We start from the raw sequence: 23205 nt of genomic DNA, 5'->3' as shown, positions 1-23205 counted from the left end.
ATGCTGCGATACCTCGTCATTCTGCTGTTGCTCGTCGGATTGGCACCCGTGGTGCCGAGCCTCGTTGAAGCGCGGCTCGGAGCTTCCGACCGGACTAAGCACGCCGAACGGGAGCGCGAAGACGAGGAAGAAAGCGCCGGCCCGAGACGCCACCGGATTTCCGTCGATCGACGCGGACACTATGTCGCCGACGCCTATCTGAACGGGCGCGGGGTGGATATGCTTGTCGATACCGGCGCGACCTTGACCGCCCTGCCTGCCTCGGTTGCCAGCGACATCGGAATTTTCCTGTCGTCATCCGACTACAAGCATCCGATCGGCACGGCAAACGGAACCGTTTACGGCGCACGAGCCGTTATCGACAAGATCAAGATTGGCGCTATCCGGTTCCGCAATGTCGATGCTATCGTTCTGAAGGACGACAGTCTCGGAGTGCCGCTGCTTGGCATGTCTGCGCTGGGCCAACTGAAGCGGTTCGATATTTCCAGTGGTACTCTCGTGCTTGTCCAGTGATGCTGCCCGGACGCCAGCATGCAGGTGCCGACCATAGTTTTTAATGCAATGTGAGGAATTGATGTTTCCCAAACCCCTCCCGAGCCTGACGCCGAACACGCTTGAATATGAAAGCTTGCCGATGGTGAAGCCGACGGGCTTTCGTGAATACGACGCGCGCTGGCTGTTTGAAAAAGAGATCAACCTGATGGGCATGCAGGCCCTGGGGATGGGGATCGGCACCCTTATTCACGAACGCGGCGTCCGTCCGGACATCGTTGTCGGTCACGATTTCCGCGGCTATTCCGCATCGATCAAGATGGCGGTCATAAATGGTCTCCTTGCTGTGGGCGTCAACGTGCACGACATCGGTCTCGCCTTGTCGCCGATGGCCTATTTCGGCCAGTTCGCATTGGATTTGCCTGCGGTTGCCATGATCACGGCCTCGCACAACGACAATGGCTGGACGGGTGTCAAGATGGGGATCGACCGGCCAATGACATTCGGGCCGGAGGAAATGGGTCGGCTGAAGGAAATTGTTCTGGAGGCGGCTTTTGATCTCAAGGGCGGCGGCAGCTACCGCTTCGTTGACGGGTTTGCCGATATCTATGCCAGGGAACTCACGGACCGGCCGAAGCTCAAGCGCCCGATCAAGGTCGTGGCGGCCTGCGGCAACGGCACAGCGGGCGCTTTCGCACCGAACATCCTGGAGGCGCTCGGTGCTGAAGTCATTCCACTCGATGCCGAACTCGACCATACCTTTCCGCGCTACAACCCCAACCCGGAAGACATGCAGATGCTGCATGCCCTGCGCGACAAGGTGTTGGAAGTCGGCGCGGAAGTCGGATTGGGGTTCGATGGCGACGGCGACCGTTGCGGTGTGGTCGATAACGAAGGTGAGGAAATTTTCGCCGACAAGGTCGGCGTCATGCTCGCGCGTGACATTTCTGCGCTTCACCCCGGAAGCCAGTTTGTCGTTGATGTGAAGTCGACCGGCCTCTTCAACACCGATCCCGTTTTGCAGGCCAACGGTGCGAAGACCGATTATTTCAAGACGGGACATTCCTACATCAAGCGCCGTGTCAACGAGCTTGATGCAATCGTCGGCTTCGAGAAATCGGGTCACTATTTCTTCAATGCGCCGATCGGGCGCGGCTATGACGATGGTCTGGTATCGGCAATCGCGATCCTGGACATGCTGGACAGGAACCCCGGCAAGTCGATGGCGGACCTGCGCCGTGCTCTTCCCAAGACCTGGGGCTCGCCCACCATGTCGCCGAAATGCGCGGACGAGGTCAAATACGATGTCGTCGACCGGGTCATTTCCCGTTTCAAGCAGATGAAGGAAAACGGGGAAACGATTGCAGGCAGGGCGATCACCGATCTGATCACCGTCAATGGCATCAGGGTCGTGAGCGACGACGGAACCTGGGGCCTGGTGCGTGCGTCTTCCAACAAGCCGGAGCTGGTCGTCGTCGTGGAAAGCCCGGTCTCTGAAGAACGCCTCCATGAGATGTTCAAGGCCGTGGACGGAATTCTTCGAGAAAACACCGAGGTCGGCGAATACAACCAGACGATTTAGGACTTGCTTTGCACTTCGGTCGCGGTCACTTTGCGGCGGGCAGACGGGTTTCCCGGGAGAATGCATGATCAGTGAATTCGGCACGTTGCCGGACGGCGCACCCGTTCGGGAAGTCACCTTGAAAAAGGGGCAACTCGAGGCTTCCGTGCTGACCTTCGGTGCGATCATTCGCGATCTGAAAGTCGATGGCCAGTCTGTTGTTCTCGGCTTTGAAAACCTTCAAAGCTATCTTGATCATTCCCCTTATTTCGGCGCGGTCGCAGGCCGGTGCGCCAACCGCATTGCCGGAGGCCGGATGGCAATTGACGGGACGGCGTATCAGCTGGACCTCAACGACGGCGGACAAAACCACCTGCACGGTGGAGCATCCGGTTTTTCGAGCCGGAACTGGCAGCTGGAACAGAGCGACAAGGCGAGTGTCTTGCTGAAACTCGTTTCTGAAGGTGGTGAGATGGGGTATCCCGGGTGCGTCGAGGCCCTGGTGCGATATACATTGACCGGAACGGGCGCGTTGCGGGTGAAGTTTACGGCGACCACCGACATGACCACGCCTGTCAACCTGACCCAGCATAGCTATTTCAATCTCGATGGCGGGCCTGATGTTCTGGGTCACAGTCTTGAAGTTGCCGCAGAAAACTATCTTCCGGTCGATGATGCCCTGATCCCGACGGGTGAGGTCCGGAGGGTTGAGTGGACGCCTTATGATTTTCGGGATGGGCGCAGGTTGAAACGCAGATCGGGCGAGGAGGATGTCGTTTACGATCACAATTTCTGTTTGGCGAATGAACCGCGGCAAGGTGTCGAGTTTGCAGCGGCTCTTGAGGACAAGGACGGCGAGCGACGCATGGAGGTCTGGACGACAGAGCCGGGACTACAGCTCTATGACGCTGCGCGCCTCGACATCCCCGTGCCCGGCTTGGGTGGCAAATCCTACGGAGCGCATGCCGGATTGTGCCTCGAGGCGCAGAGGTGGCCGGACAGCATAAACAGGCCGGATTTCACGCCGGTCCTGCTGCATCCGTCCGAAACCTACACGCATGTTACGGAATTCCGTTTTTCCTGAGATGGGTTACATTGAACCTGTCTGAGGCAGTGGCACACCGAAAAGTTGGCAACAGAAGGGACAGATCATGAAAACGGTTTTTTCTGACCTTCAGCTTGCGCATGCACCGCTGCAGGAAATCTCGGATGGCGAACTCAAACCGGCGGTCGAAATACCCTCCCGGGCCGAGTTCGTTCTCAAGGCGGTGCAGGAGCGCAACCTCGGTGAAGTCGTCCCTCCTGAAAACTTCCCGATGCGGTGTCTCCATCGGGTTCATGCCCCGCATTATGTTGCTTTCCTTGAGAGTTTCTGGGGCAAATGGACGGATGCAGGCCGGACCAAGGAAGCGTTCCCCTTCGTGTGGCCCATTCGAAGCCTGCGCCAGGATGTCGAGATCGAGCACATCGACGGACTGCTCGGCCGGTACTCGATGGATGCCGGAACGCCCCTGGGCGCGCACACCTTCGCCGCCGCCAGGGCTTCGGCGGATACAGCGCTGAGCGCGGCGAAACTATTGCTGGAGGGCGAAAGTTCTGCGTTCGCGCTGTGCCGTCCGCCGGGTCATCACGCAGGTTTCGACTTCTTCGGCGGCTATTGTTTTTTCAACAATGCGGCCGTGGCGGCCCAATATCTGCGTGACGGCGGAATGAACCGGATCGCCATTCTGGATGTCGATTATCACCACGGAAACGGCACGCAGGCGCTCTTTTACGATCGGCCGGACGTTCTGTTTCTGTCCATCCACGCGGACCCGAAGGTGGAGTATCCTTACTTCCTGGGATATGCCGACGAAACCGGCGAACATGCCGGAACAGGCTTTACCCGCAACTGGCCCTTGCCGCACGGAACACAATGGGAAGACTATGTTCCGGCATTGGAAGAGGCCTGCCGCTGGCTGCTGGTTTACAAACCCGATGCCATGATCGTCTCACTGGGACTGGACTGTTTCGAGAAGGATCCGATCGCCGGCTTCAGGTTCAAGAGCGACGACTTCTTCCTGCTCGGCCAACGTCTTGCGAAAGTGGGCGTACCAACCCTGTTCGTCCTTGAAGGTGGTTACGCCGTCGATGAACTCGGGACGAACTGCGTCAATGTGCTGGAAGGCTTTTCGGATTGAGAAAGCCGGGCTTCAGCCGGCTTCGCCGGCGGGCAGCAGTGCAAGCTGTCTGAGTTCATCCTCGAGCGCCGCTGCTGACTGGAAGTGGTGCACTGCCATGCCGACGCTCCGCGCTGCCTCGACGTTGGCGAGTGAATCGTCGATGAAGAAGCAGGTTTCCGGCACCAGCCCGTTGCGCTCGAAGAGCACGCGGTAAATCTGTGGATCGGGTTTCACAAGCCGTTCCTCTGCCGACACGACGATGTCCAGAAAGCTCGATTTGAGGAACGGAAACCGGTCCTGAGCCTCTACGAATTTTTCAGACGAGAAATTCGTGATCGCGTAAAGGGGTGTGCTGGCTGATTTCAGCTCCACAAGCAGTTTTCTGACGCCGGGCACTTCTCCCGGTACCATTTCATGCCACCGCTGTGAGTAGGCGGAGATCAGGTCAGCCTTGTCGGGATGCTCGGCTGACAGGGACTGGACTGCGTCCTCCCAGGTGCGGCCGAGGTCCTGCTGCAGGTTCCAGTCGGCGGTACAGACGGTATCGAGAAACAGCTTTCGGGCTGACGCGTCGGGAATGAGTTTCCGATAAAGATGTTCAGGATTCCATTCGAGCAACACATTACCTATATCGAAGACAACCGTCGTGATAGAATTGTTCATAAATCGATCCAATTTAGTGCTGTTTGAGTGAAAGACCGTACCGGGAATTTTTCGCAACTTACTCAAAGGTTTATGACAGGACTGTGGCCTTGCTGACCAGGTTTGTGAAAATTGTTGCAGTGATTCTTTGCACGTTTGGCTGGGCAAGTGCCGCAATCGCCGAGTCCCCCGAGGCGATGCCGGAACGTCTGCGTCTCGGAATTGTGGTAGCCGCTGATGAGACCGCGCGCGAGCGCGTGGAACCCTTTCGGCTTGCCATGGAAAACATCGTTGATCTGCCCGTCGATCTTTTTTTGCTGTCAACACTGGGAGATGCGATCGAGAGTATAGTCGATGGAAAGATCGACTATGTCCGTCTGTCACCGTCCGCATACGCGGCCGCGCACAGGATCTGTGAATGTGTCGAACCGCTCGTGACCGCCGGACCCGATGATTTTCCGGCTCGCTACTACGCAATTCTGGTCAGTCGGCGCGGTTCACAGAACACGTCGCTTGAAGCCCTGAAGGGAACGCGGCTTGCCGTCGGCCACAAGCATGCGGTGGCTGCCTATCGGGTCCCGCTTGCAAATCTGGCCGCGGATGGTGTGAACGCGCGCGCGCATTTTCAGACCCTGGTTGAAGTCCAGAACCCGCTTGACGGTTTGCGGGCGATCCTTGACGGTCGCGTTCAGGCCGCGCTTGCCTGGTCAAGCCTGGCGGGTGAGGCCAAAAACGGGTTCACGGCGGGAACGTTGAACGACTATTACGTGTCAGGCGCAAAGGGGTTCAGTGAGCTTGAAATCGTCTGGCGGTCACCACCCATCCCTTACTCGGCGCACGTGGTTGCCAAAAACCTGCCGGATGCGCTCAAGCGACGTCTTCGCGCCGGCCTGATGGATCTGCGCCGCGAAGCGCCCGACGCCTACCTTGCCATCGAACCGGATCTGCCCGGAGGGTTCGAACCGGTCGTGCACGCAGACTACAGGCCCGTGCTCAGAACCTACGAGGACGCATTTGCCAAGGTGCTCGCGCGCGATTGAGACCACGCCGCCAGCCTTTACATCAGTCTTTCGGTGTGCCTGCGGATCATTTCCTCCTCGTTCGTCGGAATGACAAGCACGTTGATGCGCGAATCGTCCGTACTTATGTCGATCTGGTTTTCGTCGTTCTTGCTTTCATCCAGTGCCATTCCGAGCCAGTCCTGATCCGCACACACGCGTGAGCGAATGTTCGCGGCGTTTTCGCCGATGCCGCCCGTAAAGACAAATGTATCGAGGCCGCTCAGAACCGCGGCCATGGCGCCGAGTTCCCGGCGGATGCGGAACACGAAATAGTCGATTGCTTCCTTGGCGCGCGGCTCGCTGCTCTGCGAGAGCTCGCGCATGTCCTGACTGATTCCGGACAGACCTTTCAGGCCCGAGTTCGTGTAAAGCAGGTCCGAAACCTCGTCCGGCGACATGCCCTTGGTCGTCAGCAGATACAGCACAACGCCCGGGTCCAACTGGCCGCAGCGTGTGCCCATGGGCAACCCGTCCAGCGCGGTGAAACCCATGGTGGAGCCGACGCTCTGGCCGTTTCGGATGGCGCACATGGACGCGCCGTTGCCGAGATGGGCGACGATGACCTTGCCGCTGTAGGCGTCCTTATCGGTTCGTTTCAGATAGTCGCAGATATATTCGTATGAAAGGCCATGGAAGCCATAACGCCTGACGCCTTCTTCGTAATACGATCTGGGGAGGGCGAATGTGTCGTTCACCCAAGGGTGCTTGCGGTGGAAAGCGGTATCAAAACAGGCAGTCTGCACCGCCTCCGGAAAGGCGTCCTGGGCAGCAAGAATACCGGCGATGTTATGCGGCTGATGCAAGGGAGCAAGAGGTTCGAGCTTTTTGAGCTCGTCAAGTATCTCCGCATCGATGCGCACCGGCTGGGTATGGCGCGTCCCGCCGTGCACGACCCGGTGACCGACGGCATCGACATGTCGTCCCTTCAGCGCCGCCTCCAGAAGCGGCAGCAATGCGGTGAGGGCATCACGGTGGCTGCGGCCCACGTCGGCGGCAAGTTCACGGTCAATTGACAATGCCGCAACGTGCGACTTGAGGCTGAGACGCGGGGTCGCACCAAGCCCGGAGACCTGACCCGACAGTTCCGTTCGTGTTCCGGCGTAGAGGTTGAACTTGATCGACGATGACCCGGAATTGAGGACAAGGATGACCGGGGCCATGTTCAGTCTGCCTCGCGGTCCAGGATCCCGGCGGGGCCGCCGGTTGTCTGCCAGTGCATGTAAAGCATTGCGAGTGCACACGAGGCAAGGCGCGCCCGCCCGTCGTCGGCGCGGCTGGTCAGCATCACGGGAACCTTGGCGCCGATCACCAGACCGGCGGCCTCCGCGTGTGCGATGAATGTGAGTTCTTTCGCGAGCATGTTGCCGGCCTCAAGGTTCGGCACGATCAGAACTTCCGCGTGGCCGGCGACGAGCGACGTAATGCCCTTGGTCCGCGCGGCCTGCACGTCAATCGCGTTGTCCATGGCCAACGGGCCATCCACGATCGCGCCGGTGATCTGTCCTCTCTCGGCCATTTTCGAAAGCACGGCTGCGTCGAGACTGGAGGGGATAGCCGGATTGACCGTCTCGATCGCAGACAGGATACCGACACGCGGCGTCTCAAGTCCGATGGAAAGCGCTGCGTCGATCGCGTTCTGAGTGATGTCCACCTTGGTGTTCAGATCAGGTGTGATGTTGATTGCGGCATCGGAGATCAGAACCGGTGTCTTGCGGCCCGGTATGTCCATGGCGAACACGTGGCTGATGCGGCGTTTCGTGCGCAGGCCGCCGTCGCGCTTCACGACGTGATGCAACAGGTGGTCCGTATGAAGATGACCCTTCATCACCGCCTTCACCTTGCCTTCATGCACAAGTGCCACGGCGCGGCCTGCGGCCTCCATCTCGTCTTCGATATCAATCAGCTCGTAGGCGCTGATGTCTTCACCGAGTTCTTTCGCCGCATTTTCGATCCTGTCCTTCGCACCGATCAGGATCGGGTGAATCAGACCTTCCCGCGCGGCCATCAACGCGCCATCAAGCGAGTTGGGGTCGTCGGGTGCCGCGACCGCGGTCGGCAACGCGGGAAGCGTTTTCGCGAGCTCGATCATTTTGTTGAAATGGCGATGCCGCTGAACCAGCAGGGCCGGGATGTTGCTCGAATCGAATTCGATGGTTTCGCTCGGAGCCTTGACTTCGGCAACGCCTTCCACCAGCCGGACACCATCGCCACGGGTAACCGTCAGATCGAAAACAATAATTTTGTCCGGCCTTTTTTCCGTGACCGTGACCTTGACGTGCAACTGATCGCCAACGGCGGCGGCACCGAGAAAACGGAAGGACTGGGAGCGGTAGACGGTGCCGGGGCCGGGCAAAATGTTGCCGAGAACAGCCGACGCCAGGCAACCGACCCACATCGCTGGTGCGACGGGCTTGTCGACTACTCCGTCGCCGGTCCAGTCGGTGTCAGGCAGGTGGATCGGATTGTGATTTCCGGAGGCATGCGCAAAAACCAGCAGATCGTTGCTCGAGCACTCGCGCACGATTTCCGCGGTATCGCCCACATTGATTTGTTCAAAGGTCTTGTTTGTCGGCATCGGTCGTCCCACTCAGGCTGTCGAAGGAATATTGCAGCGCAACATTCCTTGGTGAGATTAACCTGATTGTACGACGATACAAACACGCAAGTTTCGTTATCGGCGGATAACGCTCAGCTCAACAATTGCTGCAGGTCACCGTGCCGGTGATGCGCGGCGAAAGATAATAGGTGTCGCTGAGATCGAGCGCAGACGGGCTCCAGTTGAAGATTCCTGTGAACAAACCCGTAAAACTCGGTGTGTAGGTCAGGTTCGTCTGGCCCACAACGATGGAGGAGTTTGGAACTGCAACGGTCCCTGGAAGCGTGATCGGCGGCACGGCTCCCGAGGACCATGGCTCTGTACCGGCCGTGTCCCGGCTCCAGTCGACAGTGGCATCGCCATCTTCATCGAACGTGATGCTCGCCACGATGACCTGCAGATCGTCTGCGGGGTAGGGATCGAGGATTTTCTCGCCGATCACAAGCAGGGAGTCCAGGTCTCCGGTCGAAACGCCTTCTTCCTGGGCAATCAAGTCGGCGATTGAGTTGGCGATGCGGCTGACTTTCCGATCCTGGTTCAGCGCCTCTGCCAGTTCGGTCATGCCGATCAGTAGCAGGAACATGAAGGGCAGGATCATGGCGAATTCCACCGCGGAAACGGCGCTTTCGTCCTTGCACAGCCTCTTCGTGGTGCCGGATGCGATTTGCTTCGTGTCAAGGAAGCCTTGTCTGACATCATTCCCAGGGTTCATTGCGGAATACCAACGTTGAAGTGAGATAGCGTTCAGTGCCGTTGTCATCCAGCGCAAGGTTCAGCGCCGAGGTCATCATCGGCCACTTGTAGATCACCTTGACGATGACGATGTTTCCGGCGCCGCCGATGTTGTAGGCGAGATCGTCGTCATCCTTGAGGTTGCCGTCGGCATCGTAAAGGCTGTCGGTTGATCCCGCGTCAGCAAACGACCCGACGCTGTCGACTTCGATGACGATGCGGTCGGCATCGCACATGAACGACGGCATGAATTCGCAGATCTGGGTCTTGAATTGCTCTGCCGTCAACCCGCTGGTCTGCGCCTGGCCGGTCCTGATCAACCGGGCGGCGCTGATGACGGAGTTGTCGACCATACGGTTCACGAACATCGACACGCCGACTTCGATGATGCCGAAAACGATGATGAAGAATGGCAGAGCCACCATGGAGAACTCGACTGCGGTCACACCGTCCCGGTCCTTCGCGAAAGACTTCATCTTTCTTTTGCCGGGGAGGAGCATGTGTCTCAGTCTGCCAATCATCGTTCTCTCACGTTTCTGGGCGGTTATTCGACGCCTGCAGCCTCGGCCGCCAGCGAGTTCCTGTTGGTCGCCTGGTCAGCGGCGTTCTTGAAGGCTTCCAGGCCATCACCAAGTCGCAACGTCGGTTCGCAGCTTGGGCTGCAGGAAAGCGATGTGCGCATGGATTTGCGGTAAACGGCGACCACGTCGTCGTCCGCAGCGCGTACTGTTATGACTTCATCGACGATCGGTTTGCTGTCGGCGTCCAGGATGACGAGATTGGTCGTGCCGTAGCTCTTGCCGGTGACGACGACCGTGGTGTCGTCGAACAGCGAGACGTCCGCTATGAACGGGTTGCCGACAATCACGGCAGACGCCCCGTCTTCAATGCGGAAGATCTTGGCGCGGTCCACTGTAACCATTACCGGTCCATCCTGAGCCATTGCGGTGCTTGCTTGAACTGCCAACACAAGCACGCCAGTCCATCTGATTAGGTTCATAAACATGCTTATGAATACTCCATTTGAGTCGGGTCTTTCGAGATGATGCCGCAAACGTGGTGAACGATGTGCTAACGCGACGAAAATTGGAATTTGCGCGCAGGAGTGTGCAGATGCATGGCGTGTTCGAATTGTTTTGAGATGATTTTCGAAACAGATCCGAAAGAAATACGATCAAACGCGTGAATCCGATTCCCTATTCGTGTGGGGCTTTAATATTCAACACGTGACGCCTGGAGGAAATTTGAAATAGTAATCAGAAAGCGGGTTGGAAATAGAATACATGAAGAAAAAATTAAAAAGATTTACGGGAATACTTCTAGATCATGCATGCCTTAACTGTTTTTTATCTATACCAATTTTTAACTATAGTTAAACATATCACGATTAATGCCGGTTTCTGAGGTCACTTTAACTGGTTGGAAAGCTCTGAGCCCTAGGGTGAGTTCATGTTCGAACGGACCAAAAAAAGATCTGGCGAACTTGAAGCTGTCAACTCAGTGGTACTTGGAGCAAATACAATGAAATCTCTTATGAACCGTTTCGCAAAAGACGAATCTGGCGCAACTGCAATTGAATACGGCCTGATCGCTGGTCTTCTGTCCATCGTCATCATCGCCGCTGTTGCACTGGCCGGTACGTCCCTGACTGCCGTATTCAGCAACATCGCTGGCAAGCTCGACGAATCGATCAAGTAATCGTCGGCAGACTTTGCGGCACCATGTCAGGTGCTTTGAAACGAAAACGGGCGGTTTACCGCCCGTTTTTTATTGACCTGTCCGTCTTTCGTTAACCTGGCCCAAATACAATCGTCCCGTTGAAACAAGAAACGGGTGCTTCATGCTCGAAGCTGCACTTTTGGTCGTTTATCCGATGCTGGTCGCGTTCGGCGGCGCCTCGGATCTGCTGACAATGACCATTCGGAACCGGGTGTCCATTCTTCTTATTATGGGGTTTGTCCTTCTTTCCCTTGCGAGCGGCCTGCCGCTGGCAGCTTGGGGGACCCATGCACTCGGAGCACTTGTTGTTTTTCCGGTCTGCTTCTTGTTCTGGACGCTTGGCTGGATGGGAGGCGGTGACGCCAAATTCCTGACTGCGATCGCTCTCTGGATCGGGTTCACACCGGAACTCGCAGGTTTTGTGCTGCTCGTATCGGTTTACGGGATGTTCCTGACGATGGGGCTGCTCTATATGCGCACCAACGTCGTCTTGCCCAATCCGCTGGCAAGGCAGGAATGGATCGTTCGTCTCCATGACCGCAAGAGCGGGATACCCTATGGGATAGCGATTGCAATTGCCGGCCTTCAAATCTATCCGATGACGGCCTGGTTCCAGATGATCGGGTCTGGTCTTTAGAATCACCCCACAGGCTGATTGCAACTGCTGACAAGGCCTGTCCGTGTTGACTGAGATGCCTTGCAGGCGAATCATCAACATGAAATTCCCATGAAATGAAGCTGCTTTCGCACTGTCATCGCATCGGCGGCAGGCTTGCAGGTGCGGCATTCCGCAGGAATTGACGTTGTGAACATGCCGTTGAGGCACTTGACGCAAGTGTCACGCCCCCGGCTTTGCCCTCGCAGCGTTGCCTGACTGTTTTCCCGAAAAAGTGCCAAAGATGGCAGTTCATCGCTTCTGCGTATTCGATCCCGAGCGTCCAGTTTTTCGCAAATTGAAAGCGATTTAGATGATTTTTAGTAAAGTTAACGGAAATTAACCAAAAACTTCTACTCCTGATTAACCATGTTTTGACCAATTACCCGTCATCCTGTCCTCACGAAACGCAAATGCGCACAGGATCATTGGGTTTTTGCCATGAAATTCGCTCGAATCTTAGTACTGGTCGTCGCGGTGGTAGCAGGTCTGCTGGCATTCCGCATGGTCATGTTGTCTGGTGGCGGCGAACCCGCTCCCCAAATCGTTCAGGCTCCTGTCGAGACATCGAAGGTGAAGGTTCTCGTCGCGGACGTCGACATTCCGCTCGGCGGGAAACTGACCAACGACAACTTCGCCTGGGCCGACTGGCCTGAAGAGGCTCTCCCGCGGGGGTCCGTTACCAAGAAATCCGACCCGACTGCGGAGAAGGAATTCGTGGGCCGTATCGCCAAGGCGCCGATTTTTGCCGGCGAACCGATCCGGCCCGAGCGGCTGATCAACACCGACAAGGGCTTCATGTCGGCGATCCTGCCCAAGGGCAAGCGCGCGATTGCGGTCAGCGTGGAAGAGGAAACGACCGCCGGAGGGTTCATTCTTCCAGGCGACAAGGTTGATCTCATTCTGACGCGGAACCTCGACGATTTCGTCTTCAGCGAGACCATCCTTGAAAACAAGCGGGTCCTGGCGATCGACGCGACCACGGCCGGCGAGCAGGACCAGAAGAACCTCTCGCCCAAGAAGACGGCAACCCTGGAGCTCACGCTGGCGGAATCGGAAGTCGTCGCGCAGGCACAGCAGACAGGAACGATTTCCCTGGCACTGCGCAGCGCACAGGATTCGGCTGACGACGCCGAAGAAGACAAAGGCCGCCGTAACGATGTGAGTTACGTGAAGTACGGCATCACCAGCAAGAAGGTCTCGAGATGAAAGCGGATCGGACGAAGACCTCAAGCATGAGGGGCGCGATGAAAAACCTTGTTCTCAGACTTGCGGCAGCAGCTGTGATCGTGGCGGGCTCGCTATCGTTGACAGCACCGGCAGCGCAGGCACAAAGCAACTTTCCGAGTCAAGTTCATGTGGCCTCTGGAGAACGCGTAAGCGGGCGGATACTCAATGTCGGCATTGGCCGTTCGGTTGTTATCAATTTGGCCGAAGACGCTGCGGATGTTCTGATTTCCAACCCGGAAATCGCCGATGCGGTGCTCAGGACACCCCGGCGGATCTTCGTTCTCGGAAACACGGCCGGGCAGGCCAGGCTGGTCCTGTTCAGTCGCAGTGGCCGTGAGCTGGCAAGTTTTGATATCCGCGTGGAAAGCGATACATCGGACCTGGCCCGGATCATTCGGAAACTCATACCTGGTTCGAACATTTCAGCTGAATCGGTCAACGGCAACGTCATCCTGAGCGGCACTGCCAGAAGCACGCTGGAGGCGCAGCAGGCCGCCGACATCGCCGCGCGTTTCCAGGGCGACGACAATGCAACCGACGTCGTCAATCTCATTACCGTCGAAGGCAAGGATCAGGTTCACCTGAAAGTCACGGTGGCCGAGGTGGAGCGGTCGATCATCAAGCAGCTCGGCGTCCAGTTCAACGGAAGTGTCGGCACCGGCAACTTCACGCCGAGCTTCAGCAACCAGCCGGGTTTCAATGTCAATCCGTCGATCGTCAACCAGGCCACTGCAGGGGTAAGTTTTCTGAGCGGCGCCGCCTCGATCAACGCGGAAATCGAGGCCCTTCAAAGGGAAGGCGTCATCCGGACGCTTGCAGAACCGACGCTGACGGCTATCTCCGGCGAAAACGCAAGCTTCCTGGCAGGTGGCGAATTCCCGATCCCCATCGCCCAGGAAGACAACACGGTCACCGTGGAATTCAAGAAATTCGGTGTCGGTCTGGACTTCACGCCTGTCGTTCTTTCGGAAGGCCGCATCAGCCTGCGGGTCCTGACGGAGGTCAGCGAGCTCAGCAACGAAGGTGCGGTGAGTGCAGGCGGGATCACCATTTCCGCTTTGAAGGTCCGGCGGGCTGAATCAACTGTCGAGTTGCCGTCCGGCGGTACGCTCGTCATGGCCGGTTTGCTGCAGGAATCCTATCAGCAGTCGATCGAGGGCATTCCCGGACTGATGCAGATCCCGATTCTCGGAGCACTCTTCAAGAGCCGCGACTTCCTGCGCGATCAGACCGAGCTGACGGTTTTCGTGACGCCCTACGTGGTCCGGCCGATCGCACGGAACAAGGTCGTACGGCCCGACAAGAATTTGCTGCCGCCCTCTGACGCGGAAACCATCTTCTTGAACCGGTTGAACAAAATCTTCAATCCGACAGGTGACGTGGTTCAAAGCGAATACCACGGCCAGGTCGGCTTTATCTACAAGTGAGGACGGACGGATGAAGACGAAAAAGACAGTCCGGTTATCTGCCGTATCCAAATCCCTCCTCCTGTTCGCGGGATGCCTGGCTGTAGCAGGCTGCCAGAACAGGAACCAGAGCAACGCGGAGCTGCTCGCCTCGCATGACTACCGTTACAGGCACCCGATCGTCATTACCGAGGAGCCTGAGACGCTGGATCTTCCGATAGGGCAGAATACGCGCAATCTGTACGGCCCGATCGAAGGGACGATCACCGCATTCGCGGTTGAGTCCCGCAGAAAGGGAAACGGGTCTGTTGAAATTCTCGTGCCGTCGGGTGGTGCCAACGAAGCCGCCGTCCACGCGGTGACCGGTGACATCAGGCACGCTCTCCAGCGCGGTGGTGTCAGCAAGTCACGGATCTCGACACGAACCTACGCGGTGCAGGATCCCAAGGCAGAAGCGCCGATCCGCTTGTCTTACGCGGCGATGCAGGCGACCGCCGGGCCTTGCGGTGCCTGGCCGAAGAACATCGGCGGCGGCGTCGGTGAAAACACCGAATACGAAAACTTCGGTTGTGCGACGCAGTCCAACCTTGCGGCAATGGTCGATAATCCCTCGGACCTGTTGACGCCCAGAGCGTCAACACCGGCTGATCAGGCACGGCGCGCTGTCGTGATCGATAACTACCGCACGGGCTCCGACACGACCAGCACATACACGCAAGGTGTCGGGGCTGAAGTCTCAGAATAGGTGGAAGAATGAGCACGAACGCAGAATTACAGGACACGCCGGGCTATCTCGATCCTATGTCGGAACCTGCTGAAAACCAGTATGCGGGTACCGAGGAATCGGCGAATATTGGGTCTGTACCGAGGATCACCGTTCACGGTTTCTGTCTGACCGATGCGACCATGCATGTTGCCGAAACGGCCATGGAAGACCGCCGAATGGCGAAAGCGCATCTTAAGCTGGAAATGGGTGGCATACCCGCTGCAGTCGATGTTTTTGCGCAGGCGCCAACTCCCAACCTGATCATCGTGGAGACCAACGGCCAGCGCGAAGAGCTGCTGACGAGCCTCGACCAGCTGGCTGAGTATTGCGACGCAGGCACGAAAGTGATTGTGGTCGGCAACATGAACGACGTTGTTCTCTACCGCGAGCTGATCGCACGCGGCGTGAGTGAATATCTGATAGCGCCTGTGAATGTCTATCAGCTGATCGGCGCGATCGCGGAACTTTATGCAGACCCCGAATCCGAGCCCCTGGGGCGGGCAACGGCGTTCTTTGGCATCAAGGGCGGGTGCGGATCCTCCACGATCGCACACAACTGCGCTTGGGTGCTGGGACGAAACTTCCAGAGCGAAGTCGTCATGACGGATCTCGACCTGCCATTCGGAACCGCCGGTCTGGATTACAACCAGGACCCGTTGCAAGGCGTGTTTGAGGCGATTTCGTCGCCCGACCGGCTCGATGAAACCTATCTTGACCGCATCCTTTCCAAATGCAGCGATCACCTGAGCTTGCTGGCGGCGCCGGCAACCCTGGAAAGGACATATGACCACAGCGAGAAATCGTTCGAGCTGTTGTTCGAAACCATGCGTGCAAGTGTGCCCAATGTCGTTCTCGACGTGCCGCACACGTGGAACGCCTGGATCAAGAACACGCTTTTGAATGTGGACGAGATTGTTCTTGTTGCAGAACCTGATCTGGCGAATCTGCGCAACGCGAAAAACGCCGTCGACATGTTGAAGCAATTGCGTCCCAACGATCGCGCGCCGCATCTTGTTATGAACAAGGTCAATGTTCCCAAGCGGCCGGAAATCAAGCCGGACGAGTTTGCGGCCGCACTCGGGCTGACAGTTCAGGCGGCCATTCCTTTTGAACCGCAGCTGTTCGGAACAGCGGCAAACAACGGCCAGATGATCAGTGAAATGGACGGAAAGCACGCCGTATCGCGTCAGTTCGAGGAGCTGGCGAATGCCATTTCGGGCAAGGTCCAGCCGCCAAAGGTATCGCGGTCTGGGTTGGGTGGCTTGTTTTCTAAATTGAAACGAAAGTCCGGTTAACTGGTTCGTAAGCGGAGCTGAAAGAGCGCTATGTTTGGAAGACGCGGCAATTCATCGTCTGGAGCGCAGACAGCACGTCCGGGAGGCGTTCCCGGAGGCGTGCCGGAACCGTCTGCGGAAACGCCATCGCCGGCCCCGTCCGTTGAGCCGGAAGCCCAGGCCAAACCAGTGGAGAGCGAGAAAGCACCTGCTCCCGCGCCGGCGCCTGAGCCTGCACCTGCGCCCGAAGCCAAGGCGCCAGCACCTGCACCAAAAAAGAAGAACAACGAATACTACGAAACCAAGGCGCAGATTTTCAACGCACTCGTCGAGGCCATCGACCTGTCGCAGCTGGCCCGTCTTGATGCCGAAGACGCCCGCGATGAAATCCGCGATGTTGTCAACGATATCATCGCTCTGAAAAACGTCATCATGTCCATCGCCGAGCAGGAAGACCTGCTGGAGGACATCTGTAACGACGTTCTGGGGTATGGACCGCTGGAACCGCTTCTTGCGCGCGACGACATCGCCGACATCATGGTGAACGGCGCACATACGGTCTACATCGAAACCGCCGGCAAGGTGGAGCAGACGGGCGTCAATTTCCGCGACAATGCCCAGCTGATGAATATCTGTCAGCGCATCGTGAGCCAGGTCGGCCGACGTGTCGACGACGCCAGCCCGATCTGTGACGCGCGCCTGCCCGACGGCTCTCGTGTGAACGTGATTGCCCCGCCGCTTTCAATTGACGGTCCCGCACTCACCATTCGTAAGTTCAAGAAGGACAAGCTCACCCTTGACCAGCTCACCAAGTTCGGCTCGATAACCCCGGAAGGGGCGACGATCCTCCAGATCATCGGGCGTTCAAGGTGTAATGTTCTGATTTCCGGCGGTACCGGTTCAGGTAAGACGACGCTTCTGAACTGTCTCACCGCCTATATCGAGAGCACTGAGCGCATCATCACATGCGAGGACTCCGCGGAACTTCAACTCCAGCAGCCTCACGTCGTGCGTCTTGAAACGCGCCCGCCCAACCTGGAAGGCGAAGGCGAGATCACGATGCGCGATCTCGTGAAAAACTGTCTGCGTATGCGCCCTGAGCGCATTATCGTGGGCGAGGTGCGCGGACCGGAAGCCTTTGACCTGCTTCAGGCCATGAACACCGGTCACGACGGCTCGATGGGTACGCTCCACGCCAACTCGCCCCGCGAGGCTCTTTCCAGGCTTGAATCCATGATTACGATGGGCGGCTTCTCGCTGCCGTCCAGGACACTGCGTGAAATGATCGTGTCGTCCATCGACGTGGTTGTCCAGGCCGCCCGCCTTCGCGACGGGTCCCGCCGCATCACGCATGTGACCGAAGTGGTCGGAATGGAAGGCGACATCATCACGACGCAGGACGTGTTCCTCTACGACATTGTCGGTGAGGATCCCAATGGACGCATCATCGGACGTCACCGGTCCACCGGAATCGGGCGGCCGAAATTTTGGGAACGTGCGCGTTATTTTGGCGAGGAATCTCGTTTGGCACAGGCACTCGATGCCGCCGAACTGCCTGACTATGTAGCGGAATGAGAAGCGGATGTCCGGATTTGAAGACTTTTTGACCCCACAGGTGACCGGGATTGCCGTTGCCCTCCTTGTCATGTTCGCCGTTGGTGGTTTGATTTTCAGCCTGTTCGCGCCCTCGCTCTCCGGAACAAAGCGCCGCGACCAGCGCATGATGGCTGTGGCGGCGCGGCCGCAATCCGAAAAGCAGCGGAAGCAGATCCGTGACAATGACCGCCGCAAGAAATCGATCCAGGATCAGCTCAAGGACTTCGAGGAAAGGCAGAAGGCCAAACATCACAAACAGCAGAAGGTCGCGTTGAAGGTCAAGATGGAGCAGGCGGGTCTTGGCTGGGAAATGAAGCATTTCGTCGTCTTCAGCATTGTGTCCTGCCTGATTTTCCTGGTGGTCGGTTTCATTGCCACCGGCAATATCTGGATCACCTTCGCAGCCGGTTTCGCAGGTGGGCTCGGCTTTCCGCGCTGGTATGTCGGCAACAAGCGCAAGCGCCGGTTCAACCAGTTCCTGCAAGAACTGCCCAATGGCGTGGATATCATCGTGCGCGGCGTAAAGGCGGGTCTGCCGCTTGCGGACTGTATCAAGGTGGTCGCCCGTGAATCCCGCGAGCCGGTGGCAACCGAATTCCGCAAGATCACGGAAACGCAGGTCATGGGACTGTCGCTGGCGGATGCTGTGGCCAAGCTGCCCGAAAGGGTGCCGGTCGCCGAAGCGAACTTCTTTGCGATCGTCGTTGCCATTCAGCAAAAGGCCGGTGGCGGCTTGGCCGAGGCACTTGGCAACCTGTCCAAGGTTTTGCGTGGCCGCAAATCGCTCAAAGGCAAGATCCAGGCATTGAGTTCGGAAGCAAAGTCTTCGGCCATGATCATCGGTGCAATGCCGTTTGGTGTTGGCGGCATCATCTACCTGATCGCGCCGGACTATATCAGCCTGCTGTTCACCACGACGGGCGGAAACATCATCATTGGCGGATGTCTGTTCTGGATGTTCATCGGCATCATGGTCATGCGCCACATGATCAACTTCGACTTTTAAGGGGACAGCATGGATCTCGAATCAATTGCGTCGAGCCAGTTTCTTGCGGGGTTGCTCGCAATGGTCGCGGTCACCGGTACGATCTTTTCGCTTGTCGCCCCCATCCTTTCGCGTGACACGCTGAAGACCCGCATGAAGTCCGTCGCGTTGGAGCGCGACAAGATCAGGGCCAAGGAGCGGGCCCGTTTGCAGGCCAACCAGCAACAGGACGCGCGCGCATCCCTTCGCAATCAGCCGAAGGCGCAGATGAAGAGCCTGGTCGATCAGCTGAACCTCAAGGAAATGCTGTCGGACGAAAGTACGAACGACAAGTTGAGGATGGCCGGCTATCGCGGAACGGCGCCGCTCTATTACTACCTTACGGCACGCGTTGCCATTCCGGTCGTGCTGCTGGTCATAGCCCTGTTCTATTCGCTGGTGGTAATCCCTGACTGGTTGCCGACCGTGACAAAGGTGTGTCTATCCATTGCGGTTGCCGGCGTCGGCGCGTTTCTTCCGAACCTGTTCCTCAAGAACAAGATCGACAAGCGCAAGCTCAACATCCAGCGGGCCTGGCCGGATGCTCTCGACCTGATGCTGATCTGCGTCGAGTCGGGCATGTCCATCGAAGGTGCGTTTCAAAGGGTCGCGGAAGAGGTTGGTATCCAGTCCGTCGATCTGGCCGAGGAACTGTCGCTCACCACAGCCGAGCTGTCCTATCTGAGTGAACGCCGATCGGCTTATGAAAACCTTGCCAAGCGGACAGGCGTCGACGGTGTGAAGAACGTGATGATGGCGCTTGTCCAGGCGGAACGTTACGGTACGCCGGTCGGCACCGCCATTCGCACGATGGCCGATGACACGCGCGAGCAGCGCATGCTGTTTGCCGAACAGAAAGCCGCGTCGCTTCCGCCGAAACTGACGGTGCCGATGATCATCTTCTTTCTGCCGGTCCTGTTCTTCATCATCATGAGCCCGGCCGTCATGCAGGTCATGGACCTGGAGGGCTTCTAAAGGCAGACGGAGCCGCGCACAGGCGACTGAAATCCCGAAACAAGACAACTCCGCTGGATTCTGACGTCCGGCGGATTTTTTTGTTGCTGCCGTCCTGTGTTTCACTTCAAGTGGCTTGCCAATCCGGTGGCGGAATTCGACAACAGCCGATCATGCCAAGTAAACGGCGAAGGAGATCGAGATGATCGAAGCCCCTCCAGTCCTGACGATAAAGGCGTCCATGCGGCGGCCGACCGAGCAGCAGATCGCATCGTTTCAGGGCGTATCGACCGGGTTTGTGGTTGACGCGCTTTACGGGGGAGGTGCGTTGTCCCAAACCATCACGCCCATCGGATCTGGCCGTGACCTCAATTGCGTTGCCGCGGGACCTGCACTCACCGCCGACTGCGGCGCAGCCGACGTTCTGGCGGCCTTTGCCGCACTCAGATACATCCGGCCCGGAGACGTCGTGGTTTCGTCTTTTGCAGGTCATACCGGCTGCGCCGCAGGCGGCGACGGTCTGACCGGCATGATGAAGAACTGCGGTGCGGCGGGATTTGTGACCGACGGTCCGATGCGCGACTATGACGGCATTGTAAAGGTTGGACTTCCTGTCTGGTGCGCCGGCATCACGCCGGCATCTCCGCACATGTCCGGACCCGGTTCCGTCGGCACGCCGATCCAGATCGGCGGACAGGAAATCGAAACGGGAGACATGATCGTTGCCGACAGGGATGGTGTGGTGGTCATTCCGTTCGAAAGACTGGACGAGGTCATTGCCAATCTTGAGAAGGTGCGCGCCGCGGAGCAGGCCCAGGACAACAGGGTCGCAGGCGGACTGCGCTACCCCGACTGGGTCGGGGAGCTCCTGGAAAGCGATCGGGTGGTGATCAGGGACTGAAGATCGCTTGAAGGCGAAGGCAGAACCCGAGTGTTACGCCGTGCGCGTCCAAATCAGCTCCGCTGGCGCTGTTGCATCATCGTCTGCAGATAGGCGATGTTCGCCTTCGCCTGGCGCGGATCCAGTTCCGAGGTCGCAACCTCGACGGCTTCGTCGTATTTCCCTTGAACACCCAGGACCAGGGCCAGGTTCTGGCGGACACGGCTGTCTGCGCCCGGCAGGCTGGCGGCACGCCTCAGGGTGTACTCGGCGTCCGGCAGTTTGTTGGACAACAAGTAGGACAATCCGAGATTGTTGAGCAGGCTCGGGTCATCCGGCGCGATCTTGAGCGCCTGCTTGTAGAGGCTGCGTGCTTTTTCGTGCTTGCCGGTCTGGTCATAGATCGCCGCTTCCGCCGACATGATCTTCCAGTCAGGCAGATCGGGACGCTGCGCACGGCGGAGCACGTTGAGGGCTTCGTCGAAACGACCGTTCATCGCGAGAATCTTGCCGTAGGCGGAGGAAATCTCCCGGTCTTTCTGGTGCGCGATGACACCTGCGCGAAGGACTGCCAGCGATTGTTCTATCTGGCCGTTCTGGTTGAGAGCATTGGCATAGCCGAGGATTGCAGTCCGGTTGCTGCGGTCCTTTTCGTAACTTTTGGCCCACTTGGAAACCTCTGCACGCGCCAGATTGGATCCCGGGCTGACGGTGTGGGTCCCGTTGGCGGGAGAATAGGTGCCGGTGTTGGACTTGTTCGATGCGCATCCGGTCACCAGCGCAAGTGCAGTCAAGGCTACGAGCGCCGATGCCACTCTTTTGCGGCGTGAGACGGATCCTGTTCTGGGCGCTTGCATTTTCAACATCCTTGTTGTCCGCAGCTGTGAAGGTCCTTTAGAGAAATAAATAATTAACCCTAATGGATGGTTAAGCATCGTTGCGATTTGCAAGAAAGGCCGGTGCTTTTGCACCCGTATTGCGTCTTTCGCGAAGGCGGCTTACCTCTGGAGGCAGACAATCCCTTTTCACGGAGTTTCAAACGTGCGCGAATCCCTGGCCCGCAAATCCGACTTGCCCGAGGCAACCCCGATCATAGCGGTCACGGAGGCGTCGCTTGAAAGCACTCTTTCTGAGCTCGAGGACAGTGCGGGCGAATGGTGCAATTTCAACGCGTTCACCGGAAAACCGGCGTCATCCTTGATCATCCCGCGGGCAAAGGGCGACGGTGCGGTGGTTCTTTTCGGCGTCGAAGAGGGTGGATTGCCGCATCCCTTTGCGCTTGGTGCGCTCGTGAAAAGCCTGCCGAAAGGGGACTACGTCCTTGCAGGCGGATTTCCGGATCCCGAACAGGCAGCGCTCGGGTTCGGCCTGTCGTCCTACCGCTTCGACCGCTACCTGAAACCCTCCGGCAAGGTCTCCAGGCTCGGCGTCGGCGCTGATGTCGATCTGGACCGAATCGGCGTCATTCTGGATGGCGTGCAGCTTGCACGTGATCTGATCAACACGCCCGCGAATGACCTTGGGCCGGAGGAACTTGCTGCGGCCGTCGCAGACCTGTTTCACGAAAATGGCGGCACGGGCGGCATCGTGGTCGGTGACGACCTTCTGAAGCAAGATTTCCCGATGGTGCATGCGGTCGGCCGGGCCAGTTCGCGGGCACCGCGACTGGCCGACTTCACCTGGGGCAGGGAAACCGATCCCAAGGTGACCCTGGTCGGCAAGGGGGTCGTCTTCGACACAGGCGGATTGAACCTGAAGCCGGGCAATTCCATGTCGCTCATGAAAAAGGACATGGGCGGGGCGGCGAATGTGCTCGGGCTCGCCTCGATGATCATGGCCGCCGGGTTGCCCGTGCGCCTGCGTGTGATCGTGCCATGTGTTGAAAATTCGGTTGCTGGCAGCGCGTTCCGTCCGGGCGACGTGCTGGCAAGCCGCAAGGGTCTGAGCGTGGAGATCGGCAACACCGATGCGGAAGGCAGGCTCGTCCTGGGCGACGCACTCGCGCTCGCCGACGAGGAAACGCCGGATCTGATGATTGATATGGCGACCCTGACCGGCGCGGCACGCGTGGCCCTTGGACCGGATCTGCCCCCTTACTACACCAACGACGAGAGCCTTGCCGATGACATTGCCGTTTGCGCGGAAGCGTCGGCCGATCCCCTGTGGCGTCTGCCGCTCTGGCAGCCTTACATGAAATATCTCGACAGCAAGGTTGCGGATATCAATCACATCAACACGTCGGGCACGGGTTTTGCGGGATCGATCACCGCCGCCCTGTTCCTGTCCCGCTTCGTCGAGAATACCGAAAGCTGGGTGCACTTCGACATCTACGGCTGGGCACCGGCGGACAGGCCGGGCAAGACCGCAGGCGGCGAAGCGCAAGGGATCAGGTGTCTCTTCGACGTCATCTCCGAGCGATATGCCATCTCACAATAACGGGTCCGAAACGTTTTTG

General features: G+C 58.1%; 23 protein-coding genes. 16 read left to right on the top strand and 7 right to left on the bottom strand.

Annotated features, from left to right (window positions below):
* The 4 genes from RDA78_RS01200 to RDA78_RS01185 all read left to right on the top strand — a co-directional run bounded on the left by RDA78_RS01200 (position 1) and on the right by RDA78_RS01185 (position 4233).
* A complete protein-coding gene (locus tag RDA78_RS01200; protein ID WP_434053551.1) occupies positions 1-513 on the top strand; it encodes a retropepsin-like aspartic protease family protein in 513 nt (170 codons plus the stop codon).
* Between the two features lie 61 nt (positions 514-574).
* Positions 575-2074 carry a phosphomannomutase/phosphoglucomutase gene (locus RDA78_RS01195; RefSeq protein ID WP_434053550.1) on the top strand — a complete coding sequence of 500 codons (1500 nt, stop codon included), beginning with the start codon at positions 575-577 and terminating at the stop codon, positions 2072-2074.
* A 64-nt stretch (positions 2075-2138) separates the two neighbouring features.
* Positions 2139-3137, top strand: a complete 999-nt coding sequence (locus tag RDA78_RS01190; protein ID WP_434053549.1) for an aldose epimerase family protein — start codon at positions 2139-2141, stop codon at positions 3135-3137.
* A 67-nt stretch (positions 3138-3204) separates the two neighbouring features.
* A complete protein-coding gene (locus RDA78_RS01185) occupies positions 3205-4233 on the top strand; it encodes a histone deacetylase family protein (protein WP_434053548.1) in 1029 nt (342 codons plus the stop codon).
* A gap of 12 nt (positions 4234-4245) precedes the next feature.
* Here the strand turns inward: RDA78_RS01185 and RDA78_RS01180 are convergent, their stop codons facing one another.
* On the bottom strand, positions 4246-4878 hold the full coding sequence (locus tag RDA78_RS01180) for an HAD family hydrolase (RefSeq protein ID WP_434053547.1): 633 nt from the start codon (positions 4876-4878) through the stop codon (positions 4246-4248).
* Between the two features lie 89 nt (positions 4879-4967).
* Here RDA78_RS01180 and RDA78_RS01175 point away from each other — a divergent pair, with 89 nt between their 5' ends.
* Positions 4968-5897 (top strand): phosphate/phosphite/phosphonate ABC transporter substrate-binding protein, encoded by a 930-nt coding sequence (locus RDA78_RS01175; RefSeq protein ID WP_434053546.1) that lies wholly within the window; start codon positions 4968-4970, stop codon positions 5895-5897.
* 17 nt (positions 5898-5914) lie between these two features.
* On the opposite strand, the gene RDA78_RS01170 is transcribed toward RDA78_RS01175, so the two are convergent.
* The 5 genes from RDA78_RS01170 to RDA78_RS01150 all read right to left on the bottom strand — a co-directional run bounded on the left by RDA78_RS01170 (position 5915) and on the right by RDA78_RS01150 (position 10168).
* Entirely contained in the window at positions 5915-7078 is a 1164-nt protein-coding gene (locus RDA78_RS01170; protein WP_434053545.1) for an acetate/propionate family kinase, read from the bottom strand.
* A gap of 2 nt (positions 7079-7080) precedes the next feature.
* On the bottom strand, positions 7081-8493 hold the full coding sequence (locus RDA78_RS01165) for a bifunctional enoyl-CoA hydratase/phosphate acetyltransferase (protein WP_434053544.1): 1413 nt from the start codon (positions 8491-8493) through the stop codon (positions 7081-7083).
* 118 nt (positions 8494-8611) lie between these two features.
* Positions 8612-9226 (bottom strand): TadE/TadG family type IV pilus assembly protein, encoded by a 615-nt coding sequence (locus tag RDA78_RS01160; protein WP_434053543.1) that lies wholly within the window; start codon positions 9224-9226, stop codon positions 8612-8614.
* Positions 9210-9722, bottom strand: coding sequence for a TadE/TadG family type IV pilus assembly protein (locus tag RDA78_RS01155; protein ID WP_434053542.1), 513 nt, complete (start codon positions 9720-9722; stop codon positions 9210-9212). Before RDA78_RS01155 ends, RDA78_RS01160 begins: the two co-directional genes overlap by 17 nt.
* A gap of 68 nt (positions 9723-9790) precedes the next feature.
* Positions 9791-10168, bottom strand: coding sequence for a pilus assembly protein N-terminal domain-containing protein (locus RDA78_RS01150; protein WP_434053541.1), 378 nt, complete (start codon positions 10166-10168; stop codon positions 9791-9793).
* Between the two features lie 527 nt (positions 10169-10695).
* On the opposite strand from RDA78_RS01150, the gene RDA78_RS01145 reads away from it, so the two are divergent.
* The 10 genes from RDA78_RS01145 to RDA78_RS01100 all read left to right on the top strand — a co-directional run bounded on the left by RDA78_RS01145 (position 10696) and on the right by RDA78_RS01100 (position 20771).
* Positions 10696-10944: a Flp family type IVb pilin gene (locus tag RDA78_RS01145; RefSeq protein ID WP_434053540.1), complete on the top strand. Its 249-nt coding sequence runs from the start codon at positions 10696-10698 to the stop codon at positions 10942-10944.
* 142 nt (positions 10945-11086) lie between these two features.
* Complete coding sequence (locus RDA78_RS01140; RefSeq protein ID WP_434053539.1) at positions 11087-11602, top strand: A24 family peptidase; 516 nt, start codon at positions 11087-11089, stop codon at positions 11600-11602.
* 459 nt (positions 11603-12061) lie between these two features.
* Entirely contained in the window at positions 12062-12829 is a 768-nt protein-coding gene (cpaB, locus tag RDA78_RS01135) for a Flp pilus assembly protein CpaB (protein ID WP_434053538.1), read from the top strand.
* Positions 12830-12867: 38 nt separating this feature from the next.
* Complete coding sequence (locus tag RDA78_RS01130) at positions 12868-14277, top strand: type II and III secretion system protein family protein (RefSeq protein WP_434053537.1); 1410 nt, start codon at positions 12868-12870, stop codon at positions 14275-14277.
* A gap of 10 nt (positions 14278-14287) precedes the next feature.
* Positions 14288-15001, top strand: coding sequence for a CpaD family pilus assembly protein (locus tag RDA78_RS01125; protein WP_434053536.1), 714 nt, complete (start codon positions 14288-14290; stop codon positions 14999-15001).
* A gap of 8 nt (positions 15002-15009) precedes the next feature.
* Positions 15010-16317, top strand: coding sequence for an AAA family ATPase (locus RDA78_RS01120; RefSeq protein ID WP_434053535.1), 1308 nt, complete (start codon positions 15010-15012; stop codon positions 16315-16317).
* Between the two features lie 30 nt (positions 16318-16347).
* On the top strand, positions 16348-17871 hold the full coding sequence (locus tag RDA78_RS01115) for a CpaF family protein (protein WP_434053534.1): 1524 nt from the start codon (positions 16348-16350) through the stop codon (positions 17869-17871).
* 7 nt (positions 17872-17878) lie between these two features.
* Complete coding sequence (locus RDA78_RS01110) at positions 17879-18898, top strand: type II secretion system F family protein (protein WP_434053533.1); 1020 nt, start codon at positions 17879-17881, stop codon at positions 18896-18898.
* A 9-nt stretch (positions 18899-18907) separates the two neighbouring features.
* Positions 18908-19891, top strand: coding sequence for a type II secretion system F family protein (locus tag RDA78_RS01105; RefSeq protein WP_434053532.1), 984 nt, complete (start codon positions 18908-18910; stop codon positions 19889-19891).
* A 181-nt stretch (positions 19892-20072) separates the two neighbouring features.
* Positions 20073-20771, top strand: coding sequence for an RraA family protein (locus RDA78_RS01100; RefSeq protein ID WP_434053531.1), 699 nt, complete (start codon positions 20073-20075; stop codon positions 20769-20771).
* A 53-nt stretch (positions 20772-20824) separates the two neighbouring features.
* Here the strand turns inward: RDA78_RS01100 and RDA78_RS01095 are convergent, their stop codons facing one another.
* Positions 20825-21607, bottom strand: coding sequence for a tetratricopeptide repeat protein (locus RDA78_RS01095; RefSeq protein ID WP_434053530.1), 783 nt, complete (start codon positions 21605-21607; stop codon positions 20825-20827).
* 184 nt (positions 21608-21791) lie between these two features.
* Between RDA78_RS01095 and RDA78_RS01090 the strand changes: the two genes are divergently transcribed.
* Positions 21792-23186 (top strand): leucyl aminopeptidase family protein, encoded by a 1395-nt coding sequence (locus RDA78_RS01090; protein ID WP_434053529.1) that lies wholly within the window; start codon positions 21792-21794, stop codon positions 23184-23186.
* The last annotated feature ends 19 nt before the right edge of the window (positions 23187-23205 follow it).

Source organism: Roseibium sp. (assembly GCF_051016195.1).
Classification (GTDB): Bacteria; Pseudomonadota; Alphaproteobacteria; order Rhizobiales; family Stappiaceae; genus Roseibium.
The sequence above is the reverse complement of the archived record's forward strand: the minus strand, read 5'-3'. Positions and strand labels throughout refer to the sequence as shown.

Bases quoted from the DNA above. Each gene is read 5' to 3' on its own strand.
- RDA78_RS01200 (WP_434053551.1), top strand. From the start codon at position 1: ATGCTGCGATACCTCGTCATTCTGCTGTTGCTCGTCGGATTGGCACCC.
- RDA78_RS01195 (WP_434053550.1), top strand. From the start codon at position 575: ATGTTTCCCAAACCCCTCCCGAGCCTGACGCCGAACACGCTTGAATAT.
- RDA78_RS01190 (WP_434053549.1), top strand. From the start codon at position 2,139: ATGATCAGTGAATTCGGCACGTTGCCGGACGGCGCACCCGTTCGGGAA.
- RDA78_RS01185 (WP_434053548.1), top strand. From the start codon at position 3,205: ATGAAAACGGTTTTTTCTGACCTTCAGCTTGCGCATGCACCGCTGCAG.
- RDA78_RS01180 (WP_434053547.1), bottom strand. From the start codon at position 4,878: ATGAACAATTCTATCACGACGGTTGTCTTCGATATAGGTAATGTGTTG.
- RDA78_RS01170 (WP_434053545.1), bottom strand. From the start codon at position 7,078: ATGGCCCCGGTCATCCTTGTCCTCAATTCCGGGTCATCGTCGATCAAG.
- RDA78_RS01165 (WP_434053544.1), bottom strand. From the start codon at position 8,493: ATGCCGACAAACAAGACCTTTGAACAAATCAATGTGGGCGATACCGCG.
- RDA78_RS01160 (WP_434053543.1), bottom strand. From the start codon at position 9,226: ATGAACCCTGGGAATGATGTCAGACAAGGCTTCCTTGACACGAAGCAA.
- RDA78_RS01155 (WP_434053542.1), bottom strand. From the start codon at position 9,722: ATGAAGTCTTTCGCGAAGGACCGGGACGGTGTGACCGCAGTCGAGTTC.
- RDA78_RS01150 (WP_434053541.1), bottom strand. From the start codon at position 10,168: ATGGTTACAGTGGACCGCGCCAAGATCTTCCGCATTGAAGACGGGGCG.
- RDA78_RS01145 (WP_434053540.1), top strand. From the start codon at position 10,696: ATGTTCGAACGGACCAAAAAAAGATCTGGCGAACTTGAAGCTGTCAAC.
- RDA78_RS01140 (WP_434053539.1), top strand. From the start codon at position 11,087: ATGCTCGAAGCTGCACTTTTGGTCGTTTATCCGATGCTGGTCGCGTTC.
- cpaB (WP_434053538.1), top strand. From the start codon at position 12,062: ATGAAATTCGCTCGAATCTTAGTACTGGTCGTCGCGGTGGTAGCAGGT.
- RDA78_RS01130 (WP_434053537.1), top strand. From the start codon at position 12,868: ATGAAAAACCTTGTTCTCAGACTTGCGGCAGCAGCTGTGATCGTGGCG.
- RDA78_RS01125 (WP_434053536.1), top strand. From the start codon at position 14,288: ATGAAGACGAAAAAGACAGTCCGGTTATCTGCCGTATCCAAATCCCTC.
- RDA78_RS01120 (WP_434053535.1), top strand. From the start codon at position 15,010: ATGAGCACGAACGCAGAATTACAGGACACGCCGGGCTATCTCGATCCT.
- RDA78_RS01115 (WP_434053534.1), top strand. From the start codon at position 16,348: ATGTTTGGAAGACGCGGCAATTCATCGTCTGGAGCGCAGACAGCACGT.
- RDA78_RS01110 (WP_434053533.1), top strand. From the start codon at position 17,879: ATGTCCGGATTTGAAGACTTTTTGACCCCACAGGTGACCGGGATTGCC.
- RDA78_RS01105 (WP_434053532.1), top strand. From the start codon at position 18,908: ATGGATCTCGAATCAATTGCGTCGAGCCAGTTTCTTGCGGGGTTGCTC.
- RDA78_RS01100 (WP_434053531.1), top strand. From the start codon at position 20,073: ATGATCGAAGCCCCTCCAGTCCTGACGATAAAGGCGTCCATGCGGCGG.
- RDA78_RS01095 (WP_434053530.1), bottom strand. From the start codon at position 21,607: ATGCAAGCGCCCAGAACAGGATCCGTCTCACGCCGCAAAAGAGTGGCA.